Source organism: Nostoc sp. DedSLP04 (assembly GCF_034530775.1).
GTDB lineage: Bacteria > Cyanobacteriota > Cyanobacteriia > Cyanobacteriales > Nostocaceae > Nostoc.
Genome location: NZ_JAVRCL010000043.1, coordinates 46416 through 71485, shown reverse-complemented (window position 1 = coordinate 71485; position 25070 = coordinate 46416). Strand labels below are relative to the sequence as shown.

At 43.9% G+C, this 25070-nt stretch carries 13 protein-coding genes; 9 read left to right on the top strand and 4 right to left on the bottom strand.

The features are described from left to right. Positions 1-595: 595 nt before the first annotated feature. Together RMX89_RS22910 and RMX89_RS22905 are read left to right on the top strand one after the other, a co-directional pair. A complete protein-coding gene (locus RMX89_RS22910) occupies positions 596-805 on the top strand; it encodes a hypothetical protein (RefSeq protein WP_322671201.1) in 210 nt (69 codons plus the stop codon). 64 nt (positions 806-869) lie between these two features. Further along, on the top strand, positions 870-2534 hold the full coding sequence (locus RMX89_RS22905) for an FAD-dependent oxidoreductase (protein ID WP_322690555.1): 1665 nt from the start codon (positions 870-872) through the stop codon (positions 2532-2534). Between the two features lie 300 nt (positions 2535-2834). On the opposite strand, the gene RMX89_RS22900 is transcribed toward RMX89_RS22905, so the two are convergent. Next, positions 2835-3155, bottom strand: coding sequence for a multidrug efflux SMR transporter (locus RMX89_RS22900; RefSeq protein WP_322671199.1), 321 nt, complete (start codon positions 3153-3155; stop codon positions 2835-2837). A gap of 312 nt (positions 3156-3467) precedes the next feature. Between RMX89_RS22900 and eis the strand changes: the two genes are divergently transcribed. Beyond that, positions 3468-4646, top strand: a complete 1179-nt coding sequence (eis, locus tag RMX89_RS22895; protein WP_322690554.1) for a GNAT family N-acetyltransferase — start codon at positions 3468-3470, stop codon at positions 4644-4646. Positions 4647-5779: 1133 nt separating this feature from the next. Next, positions 5780-7102, top strand: coding sequence for a serine hydrolase (locus RMX89_RS22890; protein ID WP_322690553.1), 1323 nt, complete (start codon positions 5780-5782; stop codon positions 7100-7102). 217 nt (positions 7103-7319) lie between these two features. Here RMX89_RS22890 and RMX89_RS22885 read toward each other — a convergent pair whose 3' ends face one another. Next, positions 7320-9473: a cytochrome-c peroxidase gene (locus RMX89_RS22885; RefSeq protein ID WP_322690552.1), complete on the bottom strand. Its 2154-nt coding sequence runs from the start codon at positions 9471-9473 to the stop codon at positions 7320-7322. Positions 9474-9760: 287 nt separating this feature from the next. On the opposite strand from RMX89_RS22885, the gene RMX89_RS22880 reads away from it, so the two are divergent. From RMX89_RS22880 to RMX89_RS22860, 5 genes are all read left to right on the top strand, one after another. Next, a complete protein-coding gene (locus RMX89_RS22880) occupies positions 9761-10681 on the top strand; it encodes a DMT family transporter (protein ID WP_322690551.1) in 921 nt (306 codons plus the stop codon). Between the two features lie 511 nt (positions 10682-11192). Beyond that, positions 11193-12968, top strand: coding sequence for an alpha/beta hydrolase (locus RMX89_RS22875; protein ID WP_322690550.1), 1776 nt, complete (start codon positions 11193-11195; stop codon positions 12966-12968). A 252-nt stretch (positions 12969-13220) separates the two neighbouring features. Next, complete coding sequence (locus RMX89_RS22870) at positions 13221-15551, top strand: ATP-binding protein (RefSeq protein ID WP_322690549.1); 2331 nt, start codon at positions 13221-13223, stop codon at positions 15549-15551. A 52-nt stretch (positions 15552-15603) separates the two neighbouring features. Beyond that, positions 15604-16077, top strand: coding sequence for a response regulator (locus RMX89_RS22865; RefSeq protein ID WP_322671192.1), 474 nt, complete (start codon positions 15604-15606; stop codon positions 16075-16077). 281 nt (positions 16078-16358) lie between these two features. Continuing rightward, positions 16359-18101, top strand: a complete 1743-nt coding sequence (locus RMX89_RS22860) for an ATP-binding protein (RefSeq protein ID WP_322690548.1) — start codon at positions 16359-16361, stop codon at positions 18099-18101. A gap of 284 nt (positions 18102-18385) precedes the next feature. Here RMX89_RS22860 and RMX89_RS22855 read toward each other — a convergent pair whose 3' ends face one another. Together RMX89_RS22855 and RMX89_RS22850 are read right to left on the bottom strand one after the other, a co-directional pair. Beyond that, positions 18386-21184 (bottom strand): response regulator, encoded by a 2799-nt coding sequence (locus RMX89_RS22855; protein ID WP_322690547.1) that lies wholly within the window; start codon positions 21182-21184, stop codon positions 18386-18388. A gap of 162 nt (positions 21185-21346) precedes the next feature. Next, a complete protein-coding gene (locus tag RMX89_RS22850) occupies positions 21347-25069 on the bottom strand; it encodes an ATP-binding protein (RefSeq protein ID WP_322690558.1) in 3723 nt (1240 codons plus the stop codon). Position 25070: the final 1 nt, after the last annotated feature.

Genomic DNA, 25070 nt, shown 5'->3' with positions numbered 1-25070 from the left:
GCACAGCTTTGGCGGGGTGGGGTTCTTCGGGTTTAATAAGCAATCAAGCGGACATAATATCATCGGTGACGCAATCATCATTCCTCTATGGCTCGAATGGCACTAAGTTAAGATACAGCCCTTATCGTGACTGGTTCCCAGCCTGGAGGCTGGGAACTCATTCTGGGAGGCTCCGCCTCCATAGCTTGACAAGAGGTAGAACCTCTTTTGAATACATTCCCAGCCTGGAGGCTGGGAACGAGTCTAAACAAGCTTTTGGGCTTTACAAGCGTGCCATTCGGTCATGCATTAATTTTCGGAGATGTCTCTTGTACTCTGTCCACCACTATACTCATGCAAGCTAGAGCGATCGCATACTTACTTATAATTCGTAAGGAATGCCCTGTTGCCTGATTCAATCCAATTTTAGTTACCCTGAATGACCCAAATAGTTTTATGATTCTCTACGAAAGTATATTTGAAATTATTTTAGGTCTACCACCAAAATATTCTCAAGCTGATTCTGGAACATGATAAATCACCTTTAAGTGATTCGTGCAATACTGGTTTTGAACCTTCTTCCAGGGTCAAATAAAGTACAGGGAGATGCAAAAGTATGGCTGAACACTCATTTCACGACCAACTGAGTTTAGAGGAACAAGCTGAAAAACTCGGCAAGCAAGCATTAAGCTTGGGTTTGATTCCCAGCTTTGTAGTGCATTACTTTCCTGATACTTGGGTATTTTATATACCCAATGAAACTAAATCGGAACCGCTGACACCAGAAGAGGCATACTTTCGTTTAAAGCAACTGGTTAAACAGTAGATATTTTGACGACAAATTTTTGAAGACAACGGCTAGACACTGCAATTGTTAAGTAACAGTAGTTATGGCGAAACCAGCAATTTTAACCGTCGATGACGATCCAGAAGTATTGCAAGCGGTGTCACGAGACTTGCGTCATCAGTATGGCGATCGCTTCCGCATTGTTCGGGCAGATTCCGGGATCGCGGCTCTGGATGTGGTGCAGCAACTAAAATTGCGGAATGACCCAGTTGCTCTATTTCTAGTGGATCAACGTATGCCCCAAATGGGAGGCGTGGAGTTCTTAGAACGAGCAAAAAGTATTTTTCCCGATGCGAAACGTGCCTTGTTGACGGCTTATGCAGATACGGATGCTGCTATTAAATCGATTAATAGTGCCAAACTTGATTATTACTTACTCAAGCCTTGGAATCCACCAGAAGAGAGATTATATCCGGTTTTAGATGATTTGCTAGATGACTGGCTAGCAGGATTTCGCCCACCCTTTGAAGGCATTCGAGTCATTGGTAATCGCTGGTCGCCTTTTTCACATCAGGTGAAAGACTTCCTAGCACGTAACCAGATTCCATTTAAGTGGTTAGATGTTGAACTGGAGCCGGATGCAGAAAAATTAGTGGAATTCGCCCAAGCTGATTGTAGACAACAATTACCCTTAGTGCTATTTCCCGATGGTTCCCGATTAATTCAACCATCTAATTTAGAAATTGCCGCCAAAATTGGGCTGCAAACTCAGGCAGAGCGTCCCTTTTATGACTTAGCGATCGTCGGTGCTGGCCCTGCCGGATTAGCAGCCGCCGTTTATGGCGCTTCTGAGGGATTGAGTACTGTCTTAATTGAGCGGGAAGCGCCAGGAGGACAAGCAGGTACGAGTTCGCGGATTGAGAACTATTTGGGGTTTCCGATTGGCTTGAGTGGCAACGATTTGGCAAGGCGGGGAGTCACCCAGGCGCGGCGATTTGGAGTAGAAATTCTCACTCCTCAAGTAGTAACTGGGGTTCGATTGGAAGATCCTTATCGGGTTCTGCAATTAGCAGATGGTAGCGAGATTAGTTGCCATGCACTTTTAGTTGCAACCGGTGTTTCCTACCGTTGGCTCAATGTTCCAGGAGCCGAGAAGCTTACAGGAGCAGGAATTTATTACGGTGCTGCCATGACTGAGGCGATCGCCTGCACCAATGAAGAGGTTTACTTGGTAGGCGGGGCAAACTCTGCTGGACAGGCAGCAATGCATTTTTCTAAGTATGCCAGCAAAGTGATTATGTTAGTGCGGGGTCAGTCACTAGCATCAAGTATGTCTCAATATTTGATTGACCAAATTGCTGCAACTGAAAATATCCAAGTTTGCACGGGTTGCAGCGTCGTGGAAGTCAAGGGAGAAGAATATTTAGAAGCAATTACGATCGCCCATGCTAACACTGGACAAATTGAAACTGTGCCAGCGCGATCGCTGTTTATTTTTATCGGTGCTAGCCCCAAAACTGATTGGCTCGATGGCGTTATTCAACGCGATGCTCAGGGGTTTATCATCACAGGGCCGGACTTAGCGCATAATGGCAAATCTCCTCGTGGTTGGTCTTTAGAACGCTCTCCTTTCTTATTAGAAACCAACATTCCCGGAATCTTTGCAGCCGGAGATGTCCGCTATGGCTCAATTAAACGGGTAGCATCCGGTGTGGGAGAAGGTTCAATCGCCATTCAATTCGTTCACCGCTACCTAAGTAATGTTTAGCTAAAGCAGCCAATACTAAGCTGTATAAAATAGACCTGCCTTAAAAATAGGGACTGGGGACTGGGGACTGGGGACTGGGGACTGGAGACTGGGGACTGGGGACTGGGGACTGGGGAAGAGATATTTTTATTGTTCCTTGTGAGTTCCACTCATAGAGTCTCTTGCAAAAGTTCTTTTTGCACTCTTGTGGGAAAAGGGAAAAGGAAAATAACAAACCTTTCCCCCGCCCCTTATCCCGACAAATGCCAAGAAGTCTAATCTGCAAACCCTCTCCCTTGCTCCCCTGCTCCCCTGCCTCCTTCATTGACTTGCGTTGATCCCAATTACCCCGATGATGATTAAGGCGATCGACACAAGTTTGATGAATGTGGCAGATTCCCGAAACCAAATAATCCCAATAAGAGCTACTAGAATAGTTCCTAATCCAGCCCAGACAGAATAGGCTACACTTACTTCAAGTTTCTTGAGAGCAAAGGTCAAAAAAGTAAAACAAAGTCCATAGAAGACAAATATTAATACTGAAGGAACTATTTTAGTAAATCCCTGTGATAATTTCATGCAAGTTGTGCCTGAAACCTCAAAGAGGATTGCTAATATAAGGTAAATCCAACTTGTTGACATATTTTTTGTAAGTAGTTAGTTAAGAGCAACTGCCCTAAAAATAGAATAAACACTCCTGAAGTAACTCATTAAAAATTTTTACAAGTGTAATATCAATTCTCGATAAAGATGCTTTGGAGGGAAGGCGTAGCCGAGAGATAAATATATGCAGCTTCATAAAGAAACAGTATAGGTATTCCAACATTTAAAACCAAACGTGCAGTAGTATAATTGAGGCTGATTCCGGGGCTTTATAGCGATGAAATTGCTCAAGCATTCGAGCAACATCTGCTGTAGTGTGATTGTGTTTTTGTCCTACTAATGGTACAAGAGATGACGGCTCAATTTGAATACAGCACTCTTGCCGATCCACAGGATATTCAACAGCTGATATATATCCTTGAGCAGTGTTTCATCAGCGGAGTTGGTGGTGAAGAAGCTTATATCAATCTCATTGGTGTAGAAAATTTCCGTATTATTCGGGGATTTGGGCAATTAGTTGGTGGATTGGCAACTCTGGATATGGGTCAGTGGTGGGGTGGTGTGCGCGTACCAATGACAGGAATTGCCGTTGTGGGTATTGCTCCAGAGTATCGCGGTTCGGGAGCTGCGATCGCTCTCATGCAGCAGACGCTCAAGGAACTTTATGCTAGAGGTATACCGCTCTCTGCTCTTTATCCAGCTGTGCAAAGTTTGTATCGAAAAGTTGGGTATGAGCAAGGGGGTAGCTGGTGTAATTGGGAAATTGCAACTAAAAGTATTCAAGTGCGGGAGCAACCTCTATCTTTGCAACCCATAGTAAATATCAATCATCAAGTCTTTCATCAACTATATCAGCAGCAGGCGAAACTAACGCATGGATATTTAGACCGACATCGAGCAATCTGGGAGCGCTTAATTCAACCAGATGAGAAGGAAACATTTTACGCATATTTTATCGGTACAAAAGATAAACCCGAAGGTTACATCCTCTTCAGTCAACATTCAAAAGAAGATGGCGCAATTTTGCGAATCAAAGATTGGGTAATTCTCACAGTTGCGGCTGCACAAACATTCTGGTCTTTTCTTGCCAGTCATCGCTCCCAAATTGAACACGTGCGATGGAGGAGTTCTGCAATTGATTCTTTGACATTGCTACTACCAGAGCAAACTGCCAAGCTTAAGAATACGATGCGTTGGATGCTGCGGGTAGTAGATGTAGTCAAAGCGCTGGAGATGCGGGGTTATCCTTCGGGAATTGAAACTGAACTGCACTTAGATATTCAAGATAATTTGCTACCTGGAAATAATGGTAAATTCATTCTCTCTGTTGCTAATGGACGCGGTGAAGTTACAAAAGGTGGAAAAGGTGAGTTGCAGTTAGATATCCGAGAACTAGCACCACTATATACAAGTTTGTTCGCTCCCTACCATTTGCAAATAGCCGGAAAACTGCATGGGACAGAAACCGCTATTTCAGCAGCTACGCAAATCTTTGCAGGTAGTTCTCCTTGGATAGCTGATTTCTTTTAACCTGAGTTGTCAACGAACCTTTCTTTAGTTGAACTAAAGTTCTCATAGTTCTCGTTTACCTGAGGTACACCCGTAGGGGCACGACGACACTGCCCATAGGTGTTAACCTTAAGCTCAAATGCGTGTCCTACAGGCGTTTTACCCCCTTAATCCCCCCGATGTATTGGCTACGGTGTACACACAAGTCTGAAGTTGTTCAATAATCTGGGTTTTACCCCACCCTAACCACTGCTTGAATTCAATAAACGACCACCCGAATTCAATAAATGACTGCCCGAATTCAATAAACGACTGCCCGAATTCAATAAACGACTGCCCGAATTCAATAAACTACTGCCCGAATTCAATAAACGACCACCCGAATTTAATAAACAACCACCCGAATTTAATAAACAACCACCCGAATTTAATAAACAACCACCCGAAATCAATATATTTATTGCATAAATTCTCAAAACCTCACCTGAAACCTGATTTACTTAGGTTTTAGCTTTAGTTTTACCCCACCCAACCATCACTGCGATTAAGTAGGTAAGTAAGTCGGTGCAATAAAACCAAACTGTGTAAAGAAAAGTAAATAAGCCTCAAACTCTTTCTCCCCCTGCGTTCTTAATGATAAGTCTTTCACCAGACATGATATCAAGGGGGGAAACAGGAAATTTGTTCCCTCCCCTTGACAAGGGGAGGGTTAGGGTGGGGTGAAGCGGATGGTGATGGGAAGCCAGAAAACTGAATATCACGTCATTACAAGGGTTTCACCTTAAGTGAACACTTATGGGCAATGCCGTGCCCCTACGCGAACAAATCTATATATATGTATAAGGGTTTTAGTGAATGGGTTTTACTTTCTCTCTATACAAAACATCAGCTGGAAACATAATTAATCCTTCGCTCGTCCTTCCGCTAGATTAACAATTTCTGTTGTTGTCAACTCACACACAAATTAAACTGTCAGCGATTTACTTTTAATAAGTAATGATGATTTATCGTGCTTATTTAATCCCAAACCTCATCTGGTAAAAATAACTCAACGGGATTTATGAATTTTTCTCCGGAAGTTCAGCACAGTCATCAGAAAACAATCTAAGTAAACCTGATTAGTTTCTCCTTACTTGCACACCCACATTCACAACATGAAATCACATCTACTGGCGATTGGTTTAAGCAGTTTGGTTCTAGTTGCAGGACAAGCTAAAGCCTCACAATTACAGTCTTGGTACTATGATTCTAGCCAAAACCAATTAGACCTAACTACCACTTCGGGAATAGAACCAAAAGCCTTTTTATTAGATAATCCGAATCGATTAGTGATTGACTTACCTGGAACTAATTTTAATTCCGATACTGTAAAACAAAGTTTTGGTAAGGCGGTGAAAGAAATTCGCCTCGGCAAACCAGACTCTCAAACTACTCGTTTTGTCGTCGAGTTAGCTCCGGGTTATGATGTTACTTCCCAAAATATATCAGTTAAAGGAGATTCCCGTTCTCATTGGATTTTCAAATTCAATTCATTTAATCGCCAAAGTAATCCCATTGTTGGGGAAAATCGAGAAGATATTGCCATCAAATCCACAGATGCATCGACATTTGCCGGAGTTGTAAATCTTGGTCAAGAAATGGTTGGTATCACTTCTCAGATTCGTAGTTTGTTAGCAAGTTATAAAACATTAAATCCGGGAATATTTTTCTTGGATTTAGATACAGGAAACTATATAGATATTAATGGCGAAAAAAGATTTGCTGCTGCCAGTACAATCAAATTCCCCTTATTAGTAGCTCTTTTCCAAGAAATAGATGCAGGTAGAATTAAACTTACCGATAAATTAGTGATGCGGCGCGATTTAAAGGTTGGTGAATCTGGAATAATGCAATACAAACCCATCGGCACTAAATTTAGTGTCCTGGAAACTGCTACTTTGATGATGACAATCAGCGATAATACCGCCACAAATTTAGTTCTCGATCGCTTGGGTGGTGCCGCAAAAGTTAGTCAACGTTTTCGTAGCTGGGGATTGCAAAATACAGCACTTCGGAATCTTCTTCCAGACATCGGCGGCACAAATACAACTAGTTCCAAAGATTTAGTCAGATTGGCGGCGTTAGTTTCTAATAATCGTTTGTTATCCCCAAGTAGCCGCGATCGAGTTTTAAGCATTATGCGCCATGTGAAAACCAATAGTTTACTACCAGCTGGTATCGGTCAAGGAGCTACCATTGCCCACAAAACTGGTACATTGAGATTTATCATTGGTGATGCGGGTATTATTCAAATGCCCAACGGCAAAAGCTATTTAGCAGGTGTTTTGGTGCAAAGACCAAACTACGATCGCAGAGCAGGCGATTTTGTCCGTGAAGTTTCCAGAAGAGTCTATAATTACCTAGACAATACCAAAGTTAGCAATATACAACCCAAATTTGGCGATGCCTCTGGCGGGCTACCCCTACGCATTCGTTAGTCAAGCGATCGCAACTACTAGTCCACCACATCAACTTTGAAGAGTGCTGAGTATTGAGTAAGGTGAATAAGTTCGTAGTAAGGACTTTAGTCCTTGGCTTGAGCGTTAAAGCCTTCACTACGAACTTCGCAATTGCACTAAATCGTAAAAATAGGGACGTACATCTGTACATCCCTACATATCTATCTGTATTCAGATATTTCGTCGTGAAATGAGATTAACTGAGGAAATTTGGTGTACCACCATTACCACTCCTACCAACAGCAGGAATTTCCACTGTGTCATCTGTAGCTTTACCAGTGCCGTCATTGACAACGTAATTAGTGTTACCCACATGTCCATTAGGGATAAACAATTGTGGATGGTCAAAGGGCGCTTTATCAAACCGAACTCGGTCATCAGTCAATCCTTTTAAAAAGGCGACCAAATCCTGTTTTTCTGCTGGTGAGAGATTTAGCGGCGGGAGTACTCCATAATCACCACCACGATTGTAAAAATCAATCACTTGCTCTAGAGTCCCCTGACCTCCATTGTGGAAGTAGGGAGCAGTTAGTTCCACATTGCGAAGTCCAGGTGCTTTGAAAGCTCCGTTTGCAAACACAGGTTCATTGGAATTCAACGGTGGACTAAGGGTTGGGGGGTTTTCGCCAAGGAGATCCTTAAATTTACCCAACTGAGCCAATCGTGCCTCTGAAAGCGGATTTTTACCCGGGAAACCGTCATGACCACCCAAACCGGGGTCTTCTGTGGCTGGTCTGACACCGATATTGAAGAAACCAGTGTCTTCAGGGGAGTTTGGAGGGAACGGCGCACGTTTGATTCGTCCTTCTTTAGCCACGCTGCTGACTGAAGCCGCAGTTAATTCTACTCCAGTGTGGCAACTAATACACAGACCTTTGCCCTCAAACAGTCCTTTCCCTCGTTGCTGCTGCGCGGTTAGGGCGCTGGTGTTTCCTTCCAAGTAGCGATCGTAGGGCGTATCATAGGAAATGAGCGTAGACTCGTACAATTGAACTGCCAGCCCAAAGAATAGCGAGAAGTTGTACTCTAGCAATGTATACTCATTAGTCGTCAAGGAGCGATCGGGCCTTTTAACAATAGTCCGTTTACCGTCAGAGTCAACTTGGATGAGACGAGTAGAATTCCACCACTCCGGCTTGAAGGCATCTTGAATCATCTGCTCGTATGTTTTATCTTTAAGTCCAGGCTTAGGCGATCTACTATCTTTACCTAAAACGCTGTCTTGCGGATGCACAATCTGTTTAGCTAGCGGTCTTAGAGGTAATAACTTTTTCGCAAGTTTTCGGGGGAGCTTTTTACCCTTACCAGAGGTGAAAGATATTCTGTCAATTAGCCCCAACTTATCACTCCCGAACTTATCACCAATTTCTTCAAAACTGCGACCATCTGCGGATGACTCAAAAGAACTCAGTGGCGGCCCGACAGCTTGAGATGCCAAAGACGAGTTCTTGAGGCTAACTTTCACAAATTCTGCCCTAATTGGGTTTATAGCCTTGACGACAGTGGCGTTAGGATCTCTTAAACCGAAGGGGTTCACCCCATTAAAGATATCTTGTGCCCTTCCATCCCAAAAGTTACGAAAGTTGAATGCAGCATTAATCACGCTTGGCGTGTTACGCGGCTCGACGCGCCGCACATTGATACCTTTTACGTTAAACACCGGATCTGGCTCGGTTGTAACTTTGTCTTCTGCATTCCCAGGTGTGACATCCACAAACTTCATATTGAAGATCCCCTGAGAAGAACTGACATCGTTACGGTCAGATACAACAGTTTTAGGATCGTTGGGGTTTGACAGCTTGTGAAAGGGAAAATCTCCTGGTTTGAGCTGATAGTTTGGTAGTCCGCCGACATTGAAAACTGAATCTGGATTCTCTGTACCATCGGCGTTGACCCGCAAAAGCCCAGGAGCAATCTGATTTTTGGATCTATTGTCGGCTCCAGCATGAAAGTGACAACTAGCACAGGAGGTCTTTCCATCGCTCCCAATCTGCATATCCCAAAAAAGAGTCTTTCCTAACTTGATTGCAGCTGTTTTGTCTGCTACAAAGTCTCCAAGATTGTCAGGTTCTGGAACCGATACGCTTTTGAGCGAAACCGGAGACGGGCCTGTAACTGCTGATACAGTATTTCCAGCTATTACCGCTGCCAGAATAATGGCAGCAATGGTTATAGTCCTTGAAAATCTCGATCTCAAGTAGTTAGGCTTGCCATATCTGAATCTCCACTCTTGCCCCTTTATTTTTGTCACCAAAGATTTGAGCAAAAATCGACCTCTTGAGGTCAGCAATAAGTAACATGATAAAGCGGTGGCGAAGATTACTAAGCTGATTATGGGTATAATCCCCATAGTTTTTTTCTAAAGTAACACCGAGATAAAGTATACATTTACGAAGAAGTTTTTAATTTAATATTCATGTAAAATGAACACGCAAATTACGAATTTTACGTGAACAAAAAAATACACCCTCTTCGGGCTACGAATCATAAATTAATTTGGATAAATTGATGATTATTTTATATTGAATTTGCATTAACTAAACTATTAATATATTTTATCGATAAGAGTTTGATAAAATGTTCAGATATTTAAATTAGATATAACTTACTTATCAGTCCTAATTTTTGGATATTTTAATGTTACTACATCAAAGTTCTGGTCGGTGGCGCTTAGGGCTAGCATTATCGCTATTGACAGTCTTCTTATGGGGAATTTTACCTATTGCTCTTGCAGTAATTCTACAAGTACTTGATGTCTATACCGTTATTTGGTTTCGTTTTTTAGTATCATTTGTATTACTTGCTGTGTATTTAGGGATACGCGGTAAATTACCAAAATTAGAACAATTGCGCTCTGCTTCTGGAAAATTATTAGCGATCGCAACAATATTTTTAGGGATTAATTACTTCTCGTTTACCCAAGGTTTAGCATTAACATCGCCTGCTAACGCTGAAGTTTTGATTCAATTATCTAGCCTTTTATTAGGTTTTGGAGGGTTAGTAATTTTTAAAGAACGTTATCGACTGTCTCAATGGATTGGCGTTAGTGTCATGATTTGTGGTTATCTTTTATTTTTTCGCGAACAACTAACGAATTTAATTACAGCACATGGCACATATATACTAGGTAGTGTTTTAATCGCGCTAGGAGCAACGGCTTGGGCTATTTATGCTTTGGCACAAAAGCAGTTATTACAATCTTTATCTTCCACCAACATCATGTTGATCATTTATGGAGGCTGTACTTTATTATTCACTCCTATAGCTAAAGTTAAATCACTTTTTATACTCGATAGTTTCCATTTAGTAATGTTAATTTTTTGTGCCTTGAATACTTTAATCGCTTACGGTGCTTTTTCTGAATCATTACAACATTGGGAAGCATCACGAGTAAGTGCAGTAATAGCTTTAGCTCCCATTGTGACATTAATAGCAGTCGCAGTTGTATCAGTTATTGCACCTGATTGGATACCACCAGAACACTTCACCCTTACAGCAATATTGGGAGCAGGTTTAGTAGTTACAGGTTCAGTAGCGATCGCACTTGGGAAAAGCTGATTAATAGCCATATTTTTCAGAATTTTTACTGGATTTTTCAGCTAGTGAATTTGTGCAATATTCAAAGCTACAACATAAATACTGAGGCAGACTATTTTTTATTTGTTATGATTTAATAGTGAAGGCAAACTACTGAAGTCATCTAGATACTTTACTCATCTGCGTGACTTTGTAGGATTTAATTGTTGACTTGATAGCCGAAAAAATCTTGAAGAAGAATTCAAAAATCAAAATTCAGGAGTCAGAATAAATTACTAGGGCATTGGGAATCACTACTTTTTTGACTACTAAATCCTAGATTTAGTGGAAATTATAAACCCATTTATACCCTTTATTTTAAGCCAGCTACATTCGCAAGTCATACATTAATTCATCCTGAATTATAATTACTGACTCCTAAATTCTGTTTTGATAAAATTGAGGCTAATAACTTTAAGTAAACCAAGCAGGGCGCCCGAATAACTACCAAAGCCAACACCTGATAAAACCAGACCACCGAAACAGTTGAGCGATGAATAGTTTGTTTGGTAATTGGGCCAGCACCCTCAGAAAAAATTCTTTATTGCTGGTTCTTTCAATGGTGCTGCCAACGTTTGGAATTAGTAATTCTGTGTTGGCAGCAGAGCGGATTTATGCATCTTATTCAGCTTTAGAGCTTTCTATTTCAGTCAGGACTTTAGAGAACTACGCTAAAACAGGTGTAATTAACGATGACTTAGCAGCCTATCAGCGATATCTGCCTTTAGAACAGCTTCAAGAATTGCGGCGGATTTTGCTTAATCGTGTGAAAGTTAGTCCAGTAGTAGTTTCGCAACTTCTCTACACACCCCAAGGAGAATTTTTACTGCATCGATTGGCGCAAGTGATTAAAACCAATCAGCCAGAACCAGGATTGAGTACTTTGCGTTCGGCGCTAATTTTAGCCTCTGGGGAATCGGGAGGCTTGACACTTTTAAATGTGTTGCGTAAATATCCCACCAGCAGTATTCGCCTTGATGTCGCCGAGACTTTCGAAATAGCTACGGAATTGGAGAAACTTGTTAACCAAACCCATCAAGCGATCGCAGTTGTTTCCCAAAAGTCTAAAATAGAAGCTGAGAGCATTTCTCAACCAAATTTATCGCAATTGCCCGATTTAAAGGTTCCGGGAAAATTTAAGTCGCAAAAATACATCCTGAAGTTTTTCGACTCAACCCGCAATCGGCTTTTATTGACTGATGTTTACATTCCCAATGTCCAGAAAACTGCACCGGTAATTGTCATTTCTCACGGCTTGGGTTTAGACAGCAGTAACTTTCAATATTTAGCTACTCATCTAGCTTCTTACGGATTTGCTGTCGTTGTTCCCAATCACCCTGGTAGTGATGCGAAACAATTACGTTCTCTGTTAAAAGGACGCGCTATTGAAGTAGCAGAACCAAGCGAATTTCAAGACCGACCTTTGGACATAACATATATACTGAATCAATTGCAAAAAGGTAATCAATCTGATTCACGGTTTAAAGGTCGCCTAAATCTGCAACAAGTCGGAGTATTTGGTCAATCTTTGGGAGGCTACACAGCCTTAGCCCTAGCAGGCGCTAAAATCAACTTTGAGCAGCTAAAACAAGACTGTCAACCAGCAGCACTCCAAAATACCTGGAATATGTCTTTACTGCTCCAGTGTCGCGCTTTAGAATTGAGCATCAGCAAGTCTGGCAAAGATTATAACCTGCGGGATGAGAGAGTAAAAGCTGCGATCGCAGTTAATCCCATTACTAGTTCTATTTTCGGCAAAGCTGGCTTAAGTCAAATTAAAACTCCAGTGATGATTGTCAGTAGTAGTGATGATACAGTTGCCCCAGCTTTATCCGAGCAAATTTTACCTTTCTCCTGGTTAACGAATCCCCAAAAGTATCTCGTCATGCTTGTTGGTGGCACACACTTCTCCATCATTGGCAATGCAAATCCTGCAAATCAACAAGTAGCATTACCTGCTGATATGATTGGTGATGCTTCTCAAGCGCGTCGTTACATGAATGTTTTGAGTTTACCTTTCTTCCAAACATACATTGCAGGCAGGCCGCAATACACACCCTACCTAAACGCCGCTTACACTCAAAGCATTTCTAGTAAGCCTCTTGGCTTGAGTCTCGTTAAGTCATTGAATACAACTGAATTAGCACAATTATTGGATATCAAAGCAGCCAAACTCGTTCAAAAAAAAGTTCCCAACACCATAGTCAGCTTCGGATTTTGGATGTTGGATATTGGTGTTGCATTGCTGCATGTAATGATTTTTATTTGATTTGTACAGACGTAATTAATTACGTCTGTAGAGTTGATTTTCACCTTTAGAAAATCAGACGCTCAATTTTTGCTACGGAAGCCTTGCCACGTTATTAGACCATCCTCTAATTATTTTCACTTACATTAGTAACTGTAAAAAGCGTAACAAGCACAGATAGATACGATCGCATTCATACTTCTCGACCTATACTTTAAAGAAATATGACATTTAATTACGCTATTTTAAAACTAGCTTTACATAAGTTAAGTTATGAGCCAGCCGGAATATACTACAGCCCAAGCTACTGCCCTGACTAACCACGATCGCAAACCCATTCACATACCTGGCTCTATTCAACCTCATGGCATTCTCCTGGCACTCAGTAATCAGTTAGAGATACTGCAAGTTAGTAACAATACCCAAGTGTATTTGTGTAAAGCTCCAGAAGATTTGCTCGGTAAACCTTTGAGCTATTTACTTGAACCTCAGCCAGTGGAAATTGTCAAGCAGTGCTTAGTAAAAAAGGTTGGCAGCGCTAATATTTTTAAAGTATTAATAAATACTTTGTACGGGGAAATATACTTTGATGCTATTGCTCATCGTACAGAAGAAGCTGTGATTCTGGAGCTAGAACCAACTGACTCGGAATTTGAGATGAGTTTCTTAAACTTTCATAGTTTTGCGAGTGAAGCGATCGCTAAAATGCAAAGGACATCCAATTTGGGAGAATTTTTGCATTTAGTAGCTGAAGAAGTTCAAAAAATCATCGGTTTCGATCGGGTGATGGTTTATCAATTTGACGAGTCAGAAGCGGGTTCTGTGGTTGCAGAAGTTAAACGGGAAGATTTATCACCTTATTTAGGACTTCACTATCCCGCTACAGATATTCCAGCGCAGGCTAGGGAGTTATACACGCGTTGCTTTCTGAGATTTCTCCCCGATTTGACTGCCGAACCTGTCAAACTAGTTCCAACGGAAAATCCGACAACACATCAGCATCTTGACTTAAGCTACTGTCTGCTGCGGAGTTTTGATTGGTGTTGTACTGAATATCATCAAAATATGGGGGTGAAGGCTCTTTTGGTGATTTCAATTATTCAAGAGCAGAAACTTTGGGGATTAATATCCTGTCACCATCAAACACCAAAGTATATTTCTTACGAAGTCCGCAAGATGTGCGAATTTTTGGGACAGATTGCATCTTCAGAATTAGCACACAAAATTAGTAACTCGGAATGGGATTATAAAGTAAAACTCAAATCGCTACAGTCTGAGTTTCTAGAATCTATTTCCCAAGCAGACAATTTTATCGATGCCCTCATCAAACCGGAAATCCGCTTGCTCGATCTTGTTAGTGCTTCAGGAGCGGCGGTTTGTCTGGATAATGAAATTACCCTTGTGGGGACAACACCGAATATTGATGAAGTTCGGGCACTCATTGAATGGGCGAATACCCAAGTTAGTGACAACCTGTTTGCTACTGATTCTCTGCCGAAGCTTTACCAAGAGGCACTAGTATTTAAAGATACTGCTAGTGGCTTGTTGCTACTGCGGATTTCTAAAATTCGGCGCTATTATATCCTTTGGTTTCGCCCTGAAGTTCTTCAAACGGTACACTGGGCAGGAAATCCACAAGAATCCATGCAAGCACAGGCAGACGGTAGCTATACCCTGTCTCCCCGAAAATCCTTTGAACAATGGCAAGAAACGGTTAGATTAACTTCTCTACCCTGGAAACCTTGCGAACTTGACAGTGCGATCGCTTTGAATAATGCGATCGTTGGTATTGTACTCTCGAAAGCGGATGAATTAGCTAAAATCAACCTGGAGTTAGAGCGCAGCAATCAAGAACTAGCATCCTTTGCCTACGCCGCTTCCCATGACCTCAAGGAACCTTTGCGGGGCATTTATAACTTTTCAACAGTGCTGCTAGAAGACTATGCCCAAGTATTAGATGATGACGGAATGGAGTGCTTGCAAACAGTAGTATCCTTGTCTGTACGCATGGAAACTCTGATTAATGCTCTGCTGCGGTTATCGCAGTTAGGACAAGCACAACTGCGCTTGCAAGCAACTGACCTCAACGAATTACTCAACCAAGTAATCGACATTTTTCGTGCTAGTCGCCAAGACTCTGGGCTTGTGGATATCCGCATTCCTCGACCTTTACCAACAGTTTTGTGCGATCGAGTGCTGGTTAATGAAGTCTTCAGTAATCTGCTTGGTAATGCGTTCAAATATAACGATAAGACAGAGCAATGGGTTGAGATTGGCTACTTTTCTCAAGAAGAGGCAGAGGGGCAGAGGGGCAGGGGAGCAGAGGAGCAGGGGGAGACAAGGGGAATAACTCATACCCAATGCCCCATGCCCCATGCCCCATGCCCAATATTTTATATCCGAGATAACGGCATTGGAATTCCCCAGCATCACCTAGAAACTATCTTTAGATTATTTAAGCGGCTCCATTCCCAGCAAAAGTACGGTGGAGGAGCAGGTGCAGGATTAGCTATTGTTAAGAAGATTGTTGAGCTTCATAATGGTCACATTTGGGTTGAATCTACCGTAGGCGTTGGCTCAATTTTTTATTTTACGCTGGAATAGTTTAAGATAATGACTAAATATATATTTTTGTTAAGCTCTTTTAATACCACGAATGACAAAAAAACTTCATGAACCGCTGCTCGTTGTTGAGGACAGCAATGAAGATTTTCGGATGCTGCAACGTCTGATGCGGCGTATGTCCGTCCAGAACCCCATACACCGTTGTACGAATGGGGATGAGGTTTTAGAGTTCCTTTATCAACAGGGAAACGATGCCTACGCTAAGGACGAAGACCTACCCAACTCAAAAGTAGCATTACGACCCTCTGTAATCTTGCTCGATCTCAATTTGCCAGGTATTGATGGGCGTGACATTTTAGATCGGCTCAAGCAAGATAAGAGTTTCAAGGGAATTCCCATCGTTGTTTTTACCACATCATCTAACCCCAAGGATATTGAATTGTGCTACCAAAAGGGCGCAAATGGATATCTGGTAAAACCGATGGATGCTCAAGAACTAAAAAAGACGATCCAGGCATTTGTAGACTACTGGCTTGAAGCTAATACGCCGCCTGTGTTGGATTAATTTATTTATTTTTTGTCGATCTAGCGGTAGGGGAAAAAAGGATAATAAAGGAGACGGCTCAGAGAACACAGAGACATTTTCCTCTTTGAGTCACTGTGTCTGTTTGTCTCTGTTAGATTCCTTTTCCCGATTTTTCTATTTTTTGACTATTTGGTATTTCTTTAGGATTACTAAAGAATTTAGATTTTATTTACACTTATTTTATATTATTTTTAGAATTATGCAAGAAAACACAATCTGGATAAAAGGGATCTATATAGCTCCCTGATCCTCATAACCTTATGTTGGACACATGGACGCTACTTATCATCGATGATTGTGCCGCAGATCGGAAAATCTATCGTCGATATCTTTTGAAAGATCCGCACCAGTCCTACCAGATTTTAGAGGCAGACTGTGCAGAAGAAGGACTTGCTTTGTGCCAAAAAGTACGCTGTGATGTGATTTTGCTGGATTTTTGCCTACCTGATATGAGTGGGTTAGAATTTTTCGATCGCATCCAGCAGGAGATATTTAAGACTTCTGTCCCTGTGATTATGTTGACAGGGCGCGGTGATGAAGAAATCGCTGTGCAGGTAATGAAACGGGGTGCTTTGGATTACTTAGTCAAGCAAAATCTGACACAGGATGTGCTGCAACTAGCAGTCCGTAACGCCATTAAGCAGTCGTGCTTGCAAGCCCAACTGCTCAAAACTCAGGAGAGACAACGCCTAATTGCCACAACTGCTTTACGAATTCGCCAGTCTCTTAACTTAGAGCAAATTTTGAATACGGCTGTAGCTGAGGTTCAGCAACTTCTGAAGTGCGATCGCGTCATGGTTTATCAGTTTGCCCCAGATACAGATGGTAAGATAGTCGCCTCATCAGTTGAGTCATACCGCACTGTGGCATTGTGCGATCGCGTTGGGGCTGGGACTGTGGAGCAGGGGAGCAGGGGAGCAGGGGAGCAGGGGAGCAGAGGAGAAGTTGCAGTAGGTCTTTCCCCTCTGCCCCTCTGCCCCTCCGCCCCTCTGCCTTTTGTGCCTAATTCCCAATCCCCAATCCCTTATATCTATGAGCTTGGCTTGTGTAATTGTGTCAGCCTAAAAGAGCAATTTAATACTAAGGCAAATCTGGTAGTTCCGATTAATCTGAGCAACAATGGGAACCCAACACCCAAGCTTTGGGGTTTATTGATTGCTCACCATAATTCCGGGGAGCGACACTGGCAAACTGATGATGCAGAAATGCTCAATGAAGTATCAGTACAGTTAGCGATCGCTATTCAACAGGCGGAATTGTTAGCGCAAACTCAAGCAGCCCTTGCCAAAGAAAAGCAACTCAATGTATTTAAATCCCAAATAATTACAACGGTTTCCCATGAGTATCGAACGCCGCTAACTTCAATTCTGGCTGCGGCATCAACTTTGGTAAAACATAGCCAGCAACTAGATGAGTCTAAACAACACAGGTTCTTAGGAATCATTGAACAGAAAGCAAGGTATATGTCCAAACTTGTGGATAATATGCTTCTGGTTAACCAACTTGAACTGGAAAAACCCAAGTTTCAACCAATCTCAGTCGATTTACTACAATTTTTTTCTGACCTTTTAGAACAAGAGCGAGAAACAGTAGGCGATCGCCACGAATTGATTTTTAAAATTACTGGTAATCATCATGGATTTTGGGGCGATCGCGGACTTTTGCAACAAATTTTTATTAACTTAATGTCCAATGCAATTAAGTACTCTCCAGATGGAGGTAGTGTAGAATTCCACCTGATTGGCAAAGAATCAGAAGCCATTTTTTACATTAAAGACTGTGGAATTGGTATCCCGATGGCAGATCGAGAAAATTTGTTTCAATCCTTCAGCCGTGGAAGTAACGTTGACACAATTCCTGGTACAGGCTTAGGGCTAGCGATCGCTAAAGCTTGTGTCGAGTTACATAGTGGCAATATTGCCTTGTCGAGTGAAGTGGGACAAGGAACTAAAGTTACAGTCAGCTTACCGAAATTATTCCTAATGGGTCAAAATAATTCGTAATTCGTAATTCGTAATTCGTAATTCGTAATTATTATCCCACACATAATACCAATTTAATGTGATACCAATTTGAAAAAAGAATGCGACAAATAGACCATTTGTAGAAACGCGATTCATCGCGTCTCTACCGAAGGATGTGTTGCAATCATTAATTAAATTGGTATAAATTAAGTGGCTTGTACCCTTAATGAATTAATTATTAATTACGAATTACGAATTACGAATTACGAATTACGAATTATTCGGTCAAGTATCTCCATCATCAACTTGACGTTTTAAGCATCTTAGTTGTGTTCTAGCAGGTTGACAATCTTCCTCACTAACTCCTCTGGTTCTAATGGCTTGCTAATATGAGCTTGAAACCCGGCAGTTAAGGCTTTTTGTTGGTCAATATCTGCGGCATAACCGGTAAGTGCGATCGCCGGAATCGTTCCTCCCTGATTCGGTGGGCGCAAACGAATCTGCTGAATCAGCATATAGCCATCCATATCAACCATACCTATATCACTCACAATTACATCGGGAATGAAACTATTAAGTACTTGCAATGCTTCTAGCCCAGATGCTGCGACTGTCACTTTTGCGCCATTTTGTTCTAGCAAAAATGCTTCAAACTTGCATGAAAACTTATCATCATCCACGAGCAAAATTTGCAGGTTGCTTAAGGGAGTCTCTGCGATTTCTGCATCAGCGTCGGCTGAGTCAAGTACAATTTGTGCTGATTGGTTCAAGATCGGTATTTCAACTGTAAAGGTTGCGCCCTGATTCTCACCCAAGCTTTCTGCTTTGACTGTGCCACCGTGCAGTTCTACAATTTGGCGGACGATCGCTAGCCCTAAACCCAAGCCACCAAATCTGCGTGTTGTTGAGCTATCCTCTTGCCGGAAATAATCAAAGACATACGGTAGAAATTCCGGTTGAATGCCAATGCCTGTATCGATCACCCGGATTTGAGCCTGCCCTGCAATTTGTTTTAATTCAATGATTACTTCTCCCTCATCTGGTGTAAATTTGACGGCATTGGTAAGCAAGTTCCACACCACTTGCTGCAAGCGGGCAGCGTCACCAGAGATAGGTGCAGTCGGTTCGAGATCGATCTGTAAGTTAATATTTTTTGCTTCTGCTGCTAGACGCACCGTTTCCAGGGCAGCAGAAATAACAGGGATTACATTAAGGGGAGCCACCTTTACGGACAGCTTGCCCTGCATAATCCGCGAAACGTCGAGTAAGTCTTCAATTAATTGTGATTGCAATTTGGCGTTGCGCTCAATCGTTAGTAGTGCTTCGCTTTGACGGGCAGGATTGAGCTTGCCTTTTTGCAGCAGTTGTGCCCAGCCCAAGATCGGGTTGAGGGGCGATCGCAACTCATGAGACAGCACCGCTAAAAACTCGTCTTTAATTTGGTTAGCTCGTTGCAACTGTTCTGCCTGTTGCTGAATCGAAACAATTAGGTTGGCTCGGTCGAGGGCGATCGCTATTTGCTCAGACATTAATTGCAGCAAATCAATTTCTTCTGAGGTAAAGCGAGTGCGGGTGCAGCTAGCAAAGCAGATAGTTCCTAATAACCGTTCTTGGACAATTAACGGTTGACCGACATAAGCGGTGGCACCCAGGTCGCGGTGGGTTTGGGCATGAGGATGAGTGGCAATTTGGGCGCGATCGAGAACGAGTTGCTGTCGTTCTTGAGCTACCCATCCACAAAGGTCTTCACCGAACTCAAGCCACTCGATCGTCTCTGCCATCTCTTGACTAATGCCCTCATAGTTTTGCAAATGCAGTCTGGGGCGATTGTCTTTTGACTCGACGATGTAGCTGTAGTAATAGTCCAACCCTAGCGGGGGTGAGAGTTTGCTAAATAAATTGTGCATCAGCGTCATCGGTTGCTCAACCGCAAGTAAATTGCTGGTAATCTCATAGAGCAACTGCAAGCGTTCATCGGCTTGCCGCTGTGAGGTGACATCGCGCATGATTTTGATAAATCCTTGCACGTCGTCGGCTTCATCGCGTAAGGGCATCACCAAGCCACTACCCCAAAAGCGGCTACCGTCTTTTCGGACATGCCAGCACTCGTTTTCTGCCTGTCCTTGAGTTTGGGCGGTCTGCAATTCCCTTCCAGCGCGGTTTTGGGCGTTGTCTTCGGGGGTGTAAAGGCAGCGACTGTCACAGCCAATAATTTCTGCTTCTGAATACTTCAATAAGTTTTCGGCACCAGCACTCCAACTCGTGATCGCAGCGTTGGAATCAAGGGTTAAAATGGCATATTCTTTTGCACTTGCCACCATTAACCGAAAGCGAGCTTCACTTTGTTTGAGGGCAATTTCGATTTGTTTGCGAGCGGTAATGTCGTAGGACATTGCCAGCACAGCATCAACTTCACCGCGAGCGTTGCGTAAGGGTGTGCCATGAGAGATATAGTAGCGATCGTGGCTGTTGTGTTCTAAGGTAAATGATTCGCCATTAAGAGCTTGGTGGTAGTAGGGTTCGTAGCTGGCTGCTAGGGCGGGTTCGAGGGCTTCCCAGAGTGTTTTGCCGACAAAGTTTTCAGTAGTCATACCGACCCACTCCAGCGCTTCGCCTTCTGCCAGCTGGTAGCGCAAATCTCGATCCACAATGAACACAGCGCCATGAGGCAGTTTGGCCGCAACTTGACGCAGGCGGGCTTCGCTTTGGTGCAGTGCTGCTTTGGCAAGTTGGCGATCGCGCTTTTCTTGGGCTTCTCGCAGCGCTCGTTGGACACAAGGAACCAACCGCCGTAAGTTGCGCTTTAGCACATAGTCGGTAGCTCCCAGTTTCAACGCTTCAATCGCCAATTCTTCCCCCATACTGCCAGAGACGAAAATAAAGGGCGTGTCAGGACAGAGGTTTTGGGCAATTTTCAAGGCGGAAATGCCATCAAAACCAGGCAAGGCATAGTCTGCCAAAATCAAGTCAAACGCATTGCTTTCTAATGCCTTCACAAATTCAGCGCGAGTTTCTACCCGGAGCAGTTCAAAATTAGCACCGCCATCGGTCAGGGTGATATGTATCACCTCTGCATCAAGGGGATTGTCTTCCAGCAAAAGAAAGCGCAGTGCTGTCAACATAATTCGTAATTGATAATTCGTAATTCGTAATTGTTACACCACGGGCTTTGTCGGGGGCTTGAAATATTGATACTATGCATTTTACTTCTCCATTAGATAAATCAAGGGGCTTGTACGCTTCTTTAATTACGAATTACGAATTACGAATTAGTAATTATTCGGTCATAATGCCTCATGTTTCGGGAGCGAAAAGTAGAACGTTGCGCCCTGGTTGATTGCGCCTTCTGCCCAGATGCGTCCGCCATGTCGATGAACGATCCGCCGGACAGTGGCAAGCCCGACTCCCGTGCCAGAAAACTCTTCCTGGGGATGCAGCCGTTGAAATATGCTAAATAGTCGATCGCAGTATTTCATGTCGAACCCTGCACCATTATCTCTGACAAAGAAAATCACTTCTTGCTCCTGTTCAATCCTACCAATTTTGATGGCGGCTTCGGTGTTATTGCGCGTGTACTTGACGGCATTCGACAGCAAGTTTTGCAGTACTAACCGCAGCAGTACTGGGTCAGCCTCTACCGTTGCCAATGGCTCGATTTCCCAGTGGAGCGATCGCCCGATTAGTTCCGGCTGCAATTGTTCTCGCACCTGCTGCACCAATTGACTGATATTAACAGTAGTCAAATGAATTTCTGTCTGCCCCAGGCGAGAAAATTCCAGCAGGTCGTCTACCATTTTTTCTGCCTCAAGAGCAGATTTGGTGATAATGTTGAGACTTTGCAAACTGGATGCATCAACGAGGGTTGCATTGAGCTTGCCTTGCAATCGTTCGGCAAAGCTGCTGATGTAGCGTAGCGGCGTTCGTAAGTCGTGGGATATTGAGGAAGAGAACGCCTCCAGTTCTTGGTTGATGGCTTCTAGTTGAGCAGTCCGCGCTTTCACCTGTTGCTCCAAGCGTTCATTGAGCGTTTGTACCGCTTGCATTACCTGTTCGCGGTAGACTGCTTCGCGTCGCAGTTGTGCTAATTGGAGGTTGGCATTGACTCGCGCTAACAATTCCCGTGCCGAGAAAGGTTTAATTAAGTAGTCATCTGCGCCAGTTTCTAAACCCTCCACCCGTGATTTTTCGCCAGCACGAGCAGAGAGCAAAATAATCGGGATTGTCTGGGTATTTGGTGAAGCCCGTAGCGATCGCAGTAACTCAAATCCATCCATTCTAGGCATCATCACATCTGCTAACACCAAGTCATAGATGACATCTCCACCACGCCGGATCGCAGTCATTGCGGCTAACCCATCATTTACAGCTTCTACCTCGTAGTACTGGTTTAACAACCGCCTGAGATAGCCGCGCATGTCGGCGTTGTCATCCACTAGGAGAATACGCGCCCTCTTGGAGCTTTGAGCTTGAACCTCCAAGCTTTGAGCTTGAACCTCAGAGCTTTGTGCTTGAACCTCAGAGCTTTGTGCTTGAACCTCCGAGCTTTGTGCTTGAACCTCCGAGCTTTGAGCGTGAACCTCTGAGCTTTGAGCTTGAACCTCCAAGCTTTGTGCTTGAACCTCAGAGCTTTGTGCTTGAACCTCAGAGCTTTGCTGAGTTTTCACGTCATGTGGAAAAACCAACGGAAAACCTAACCCCCCAGCCCCCTTCCCTACAAGGGAAGGGGGAGAAGTCAAAGCCTCTCTCCTTGTAGGGGAGAGGTTTGGAGAGGGGTTTTCCAGATCCCGTGAAAAGTCAGCCAAGCTTTGAAGTTGAAATTCTGTGCTTTCTTCAGGTAGCCAACGTAAGGCTTCTTCAACAAAAGCGTTTGCAGTTACAGCCGACGATGCCAGTGTAGAGGCAAGCCAAATTTGGTCGGCGGGTAGATGGGCGATTCCGGTGGGGATGGTGACGGTGAAGGTTGTGCCTTGGTCTACTGCGCTCGTAACCGCGATCGCGCCGCCGTACCGCTTGACGAGTTCCTGCACCAGAGATAAGCCAATGCCTGAGCCTTCATAGCTGCGCCCCTTCGTGCCTTTGACTTGATAGAACCTCTCAAAGAGGTGAGGCAGTTCGGAAGCGGAAATACCTACGCCTGTGTCGCTGACTATCAATTCAACTGTGTTTGCTTTGGGTTTGAGCGAGACAGAAATCATACCCTCGAAGGTAAATTTCAAGGCATTGGAGAGCAGGTTTAGCACAATTTTTTCCCACATTTCTCGATCGACGTAAATGGGATCGGGCAGGGGAGGACAATCGACGACTAACTGTAAATTGGCATTCTCAATCGCCGAGCGGAAAACACTTGCCAGTTCCGCCGTGTAGGTAGATAAGTCGGTGGGTTCGTAGTTTGCCTTCAGGCGATCGGCTTCGATGCGGGAGAAGTCGAGCAGGGTATTGACCAGTTTCAGCAAACGCAAGCTATTGCGATGTGCTAGTTCTAGCTGTTCCCGTTGTGAAGAAGTTAGGGGATTTACCGAATCGCTCAAGGCATCTTGCAGGGGAGCGAGTATCAACGTTAGCGGTGTGCGAAATTCGTGGCTGACGTTGCTAAAGAAGAGGGTTTTGGCGCGATCGAGTTCTGCCAGAGATTCGGCGCGTTGACGTTCTTGTTGAAGGGCAGCTTGTTCCTGAATCAGGCGAATTTGATCGGCTTGTGCCTGTTTGCGATCGGTAATGTTGTTGAATACGACGACAATGTGGTGTTTATCTTCGTCGATGCGCGACACCAAAATATCGAACCAGCAATCTACACTGTCGATGTAGTGTTCAAACCGGGTCGATTCGCCTGTTTGAGCCACCGTGCCAAAGGTTTGCAGCCAGTTCTGATTCAACGGTTGATTCAGTTGAGTGGCGTTTTTACCTGCGACATCGCGCAGTCCGGTTAGGGACTCGAACGCTGGGTTGACCTGCAAAATTTTCCAGTCGATCGCCTTTTCATCGTCGTCATACAGCAGTTCGCAGAGGGCGTAACCTTCGTTGATCGAATTGAACAGCAGCCGATATTTTTCTTCTGATTGGCGCAACCCTACTTCGGCGCGAGCGCGTTCAAGCCGCGTCCAGATGCGGTTGGCGAGTTCGCGGGTCAGTTCGATTTCGTCGTCGCGCCAGTCATGGGGTTCGCTACGATAGATGACGAGCAGGAATTGCCACTCGCCATTGCGTATAAGCGGGATGCTGAGGAAAGAGCCGATATTCAGAGTCGCAAACTGCTCGCCATCGGTCAGGGGGTCGTCGAACACGTCGCGGATGACGATATCAACTCCTGCGAGACAAAGTTGCATAACTTCGGGTGTTAAAAACTCTTGCATACGATACGTGCCACGCAGGCTCGGCACGTCGCTGCGATGCCAGTTGTAGTCGATGACTGCAATTCCAGCCGACCCATAAAGTTCGGCAAAGGCGCAGGCTGACAGCCCGAAATGTCTGCCGATTTTTTCGCCCAGCGCATTCATCGTCTCGTCAATGTCCGTCAGACGCGCAAGGTCTTGGCTGACTTCGGCTAAAAAGGCGAGATTTGCATCGTGCCGTTTGCGTTCGTCTTCGACGCCCACGCGTTCTGTAATGTCGGTAAACAGAACCGCTACACAACGGCTTTCGGCTTCACCCAAACGGAAGGCGTAGAGATCAAAGACCCGATCGAGCGTTTTTTCCTTCTCCTCAACGCGCACAGGTTCCCCTGTTTGGGCGACTCGACCATAAATTTTCGCCCAGGCGGGGTTTGGCGTTCCCAAAATCTCGGTGGCTTTGCGTCCAACTGCATTGCTCACTGCCGTTTGTTGCTCAAATGCAGGGTTCACTTCCAAAAAGAGAAAGTCGTTCCATTCGCCGTTGTCGTCTGCCAGAACTTCGACGACTGCGTAGCCCTGATCCATTGATTGAAAGAGCGATCGATATTTTGCTTCCGACTCACGCAGGGCTTCCATCGCGACACGCGCTTCGTGAATATCGGTCGCCGCGCCGTACATC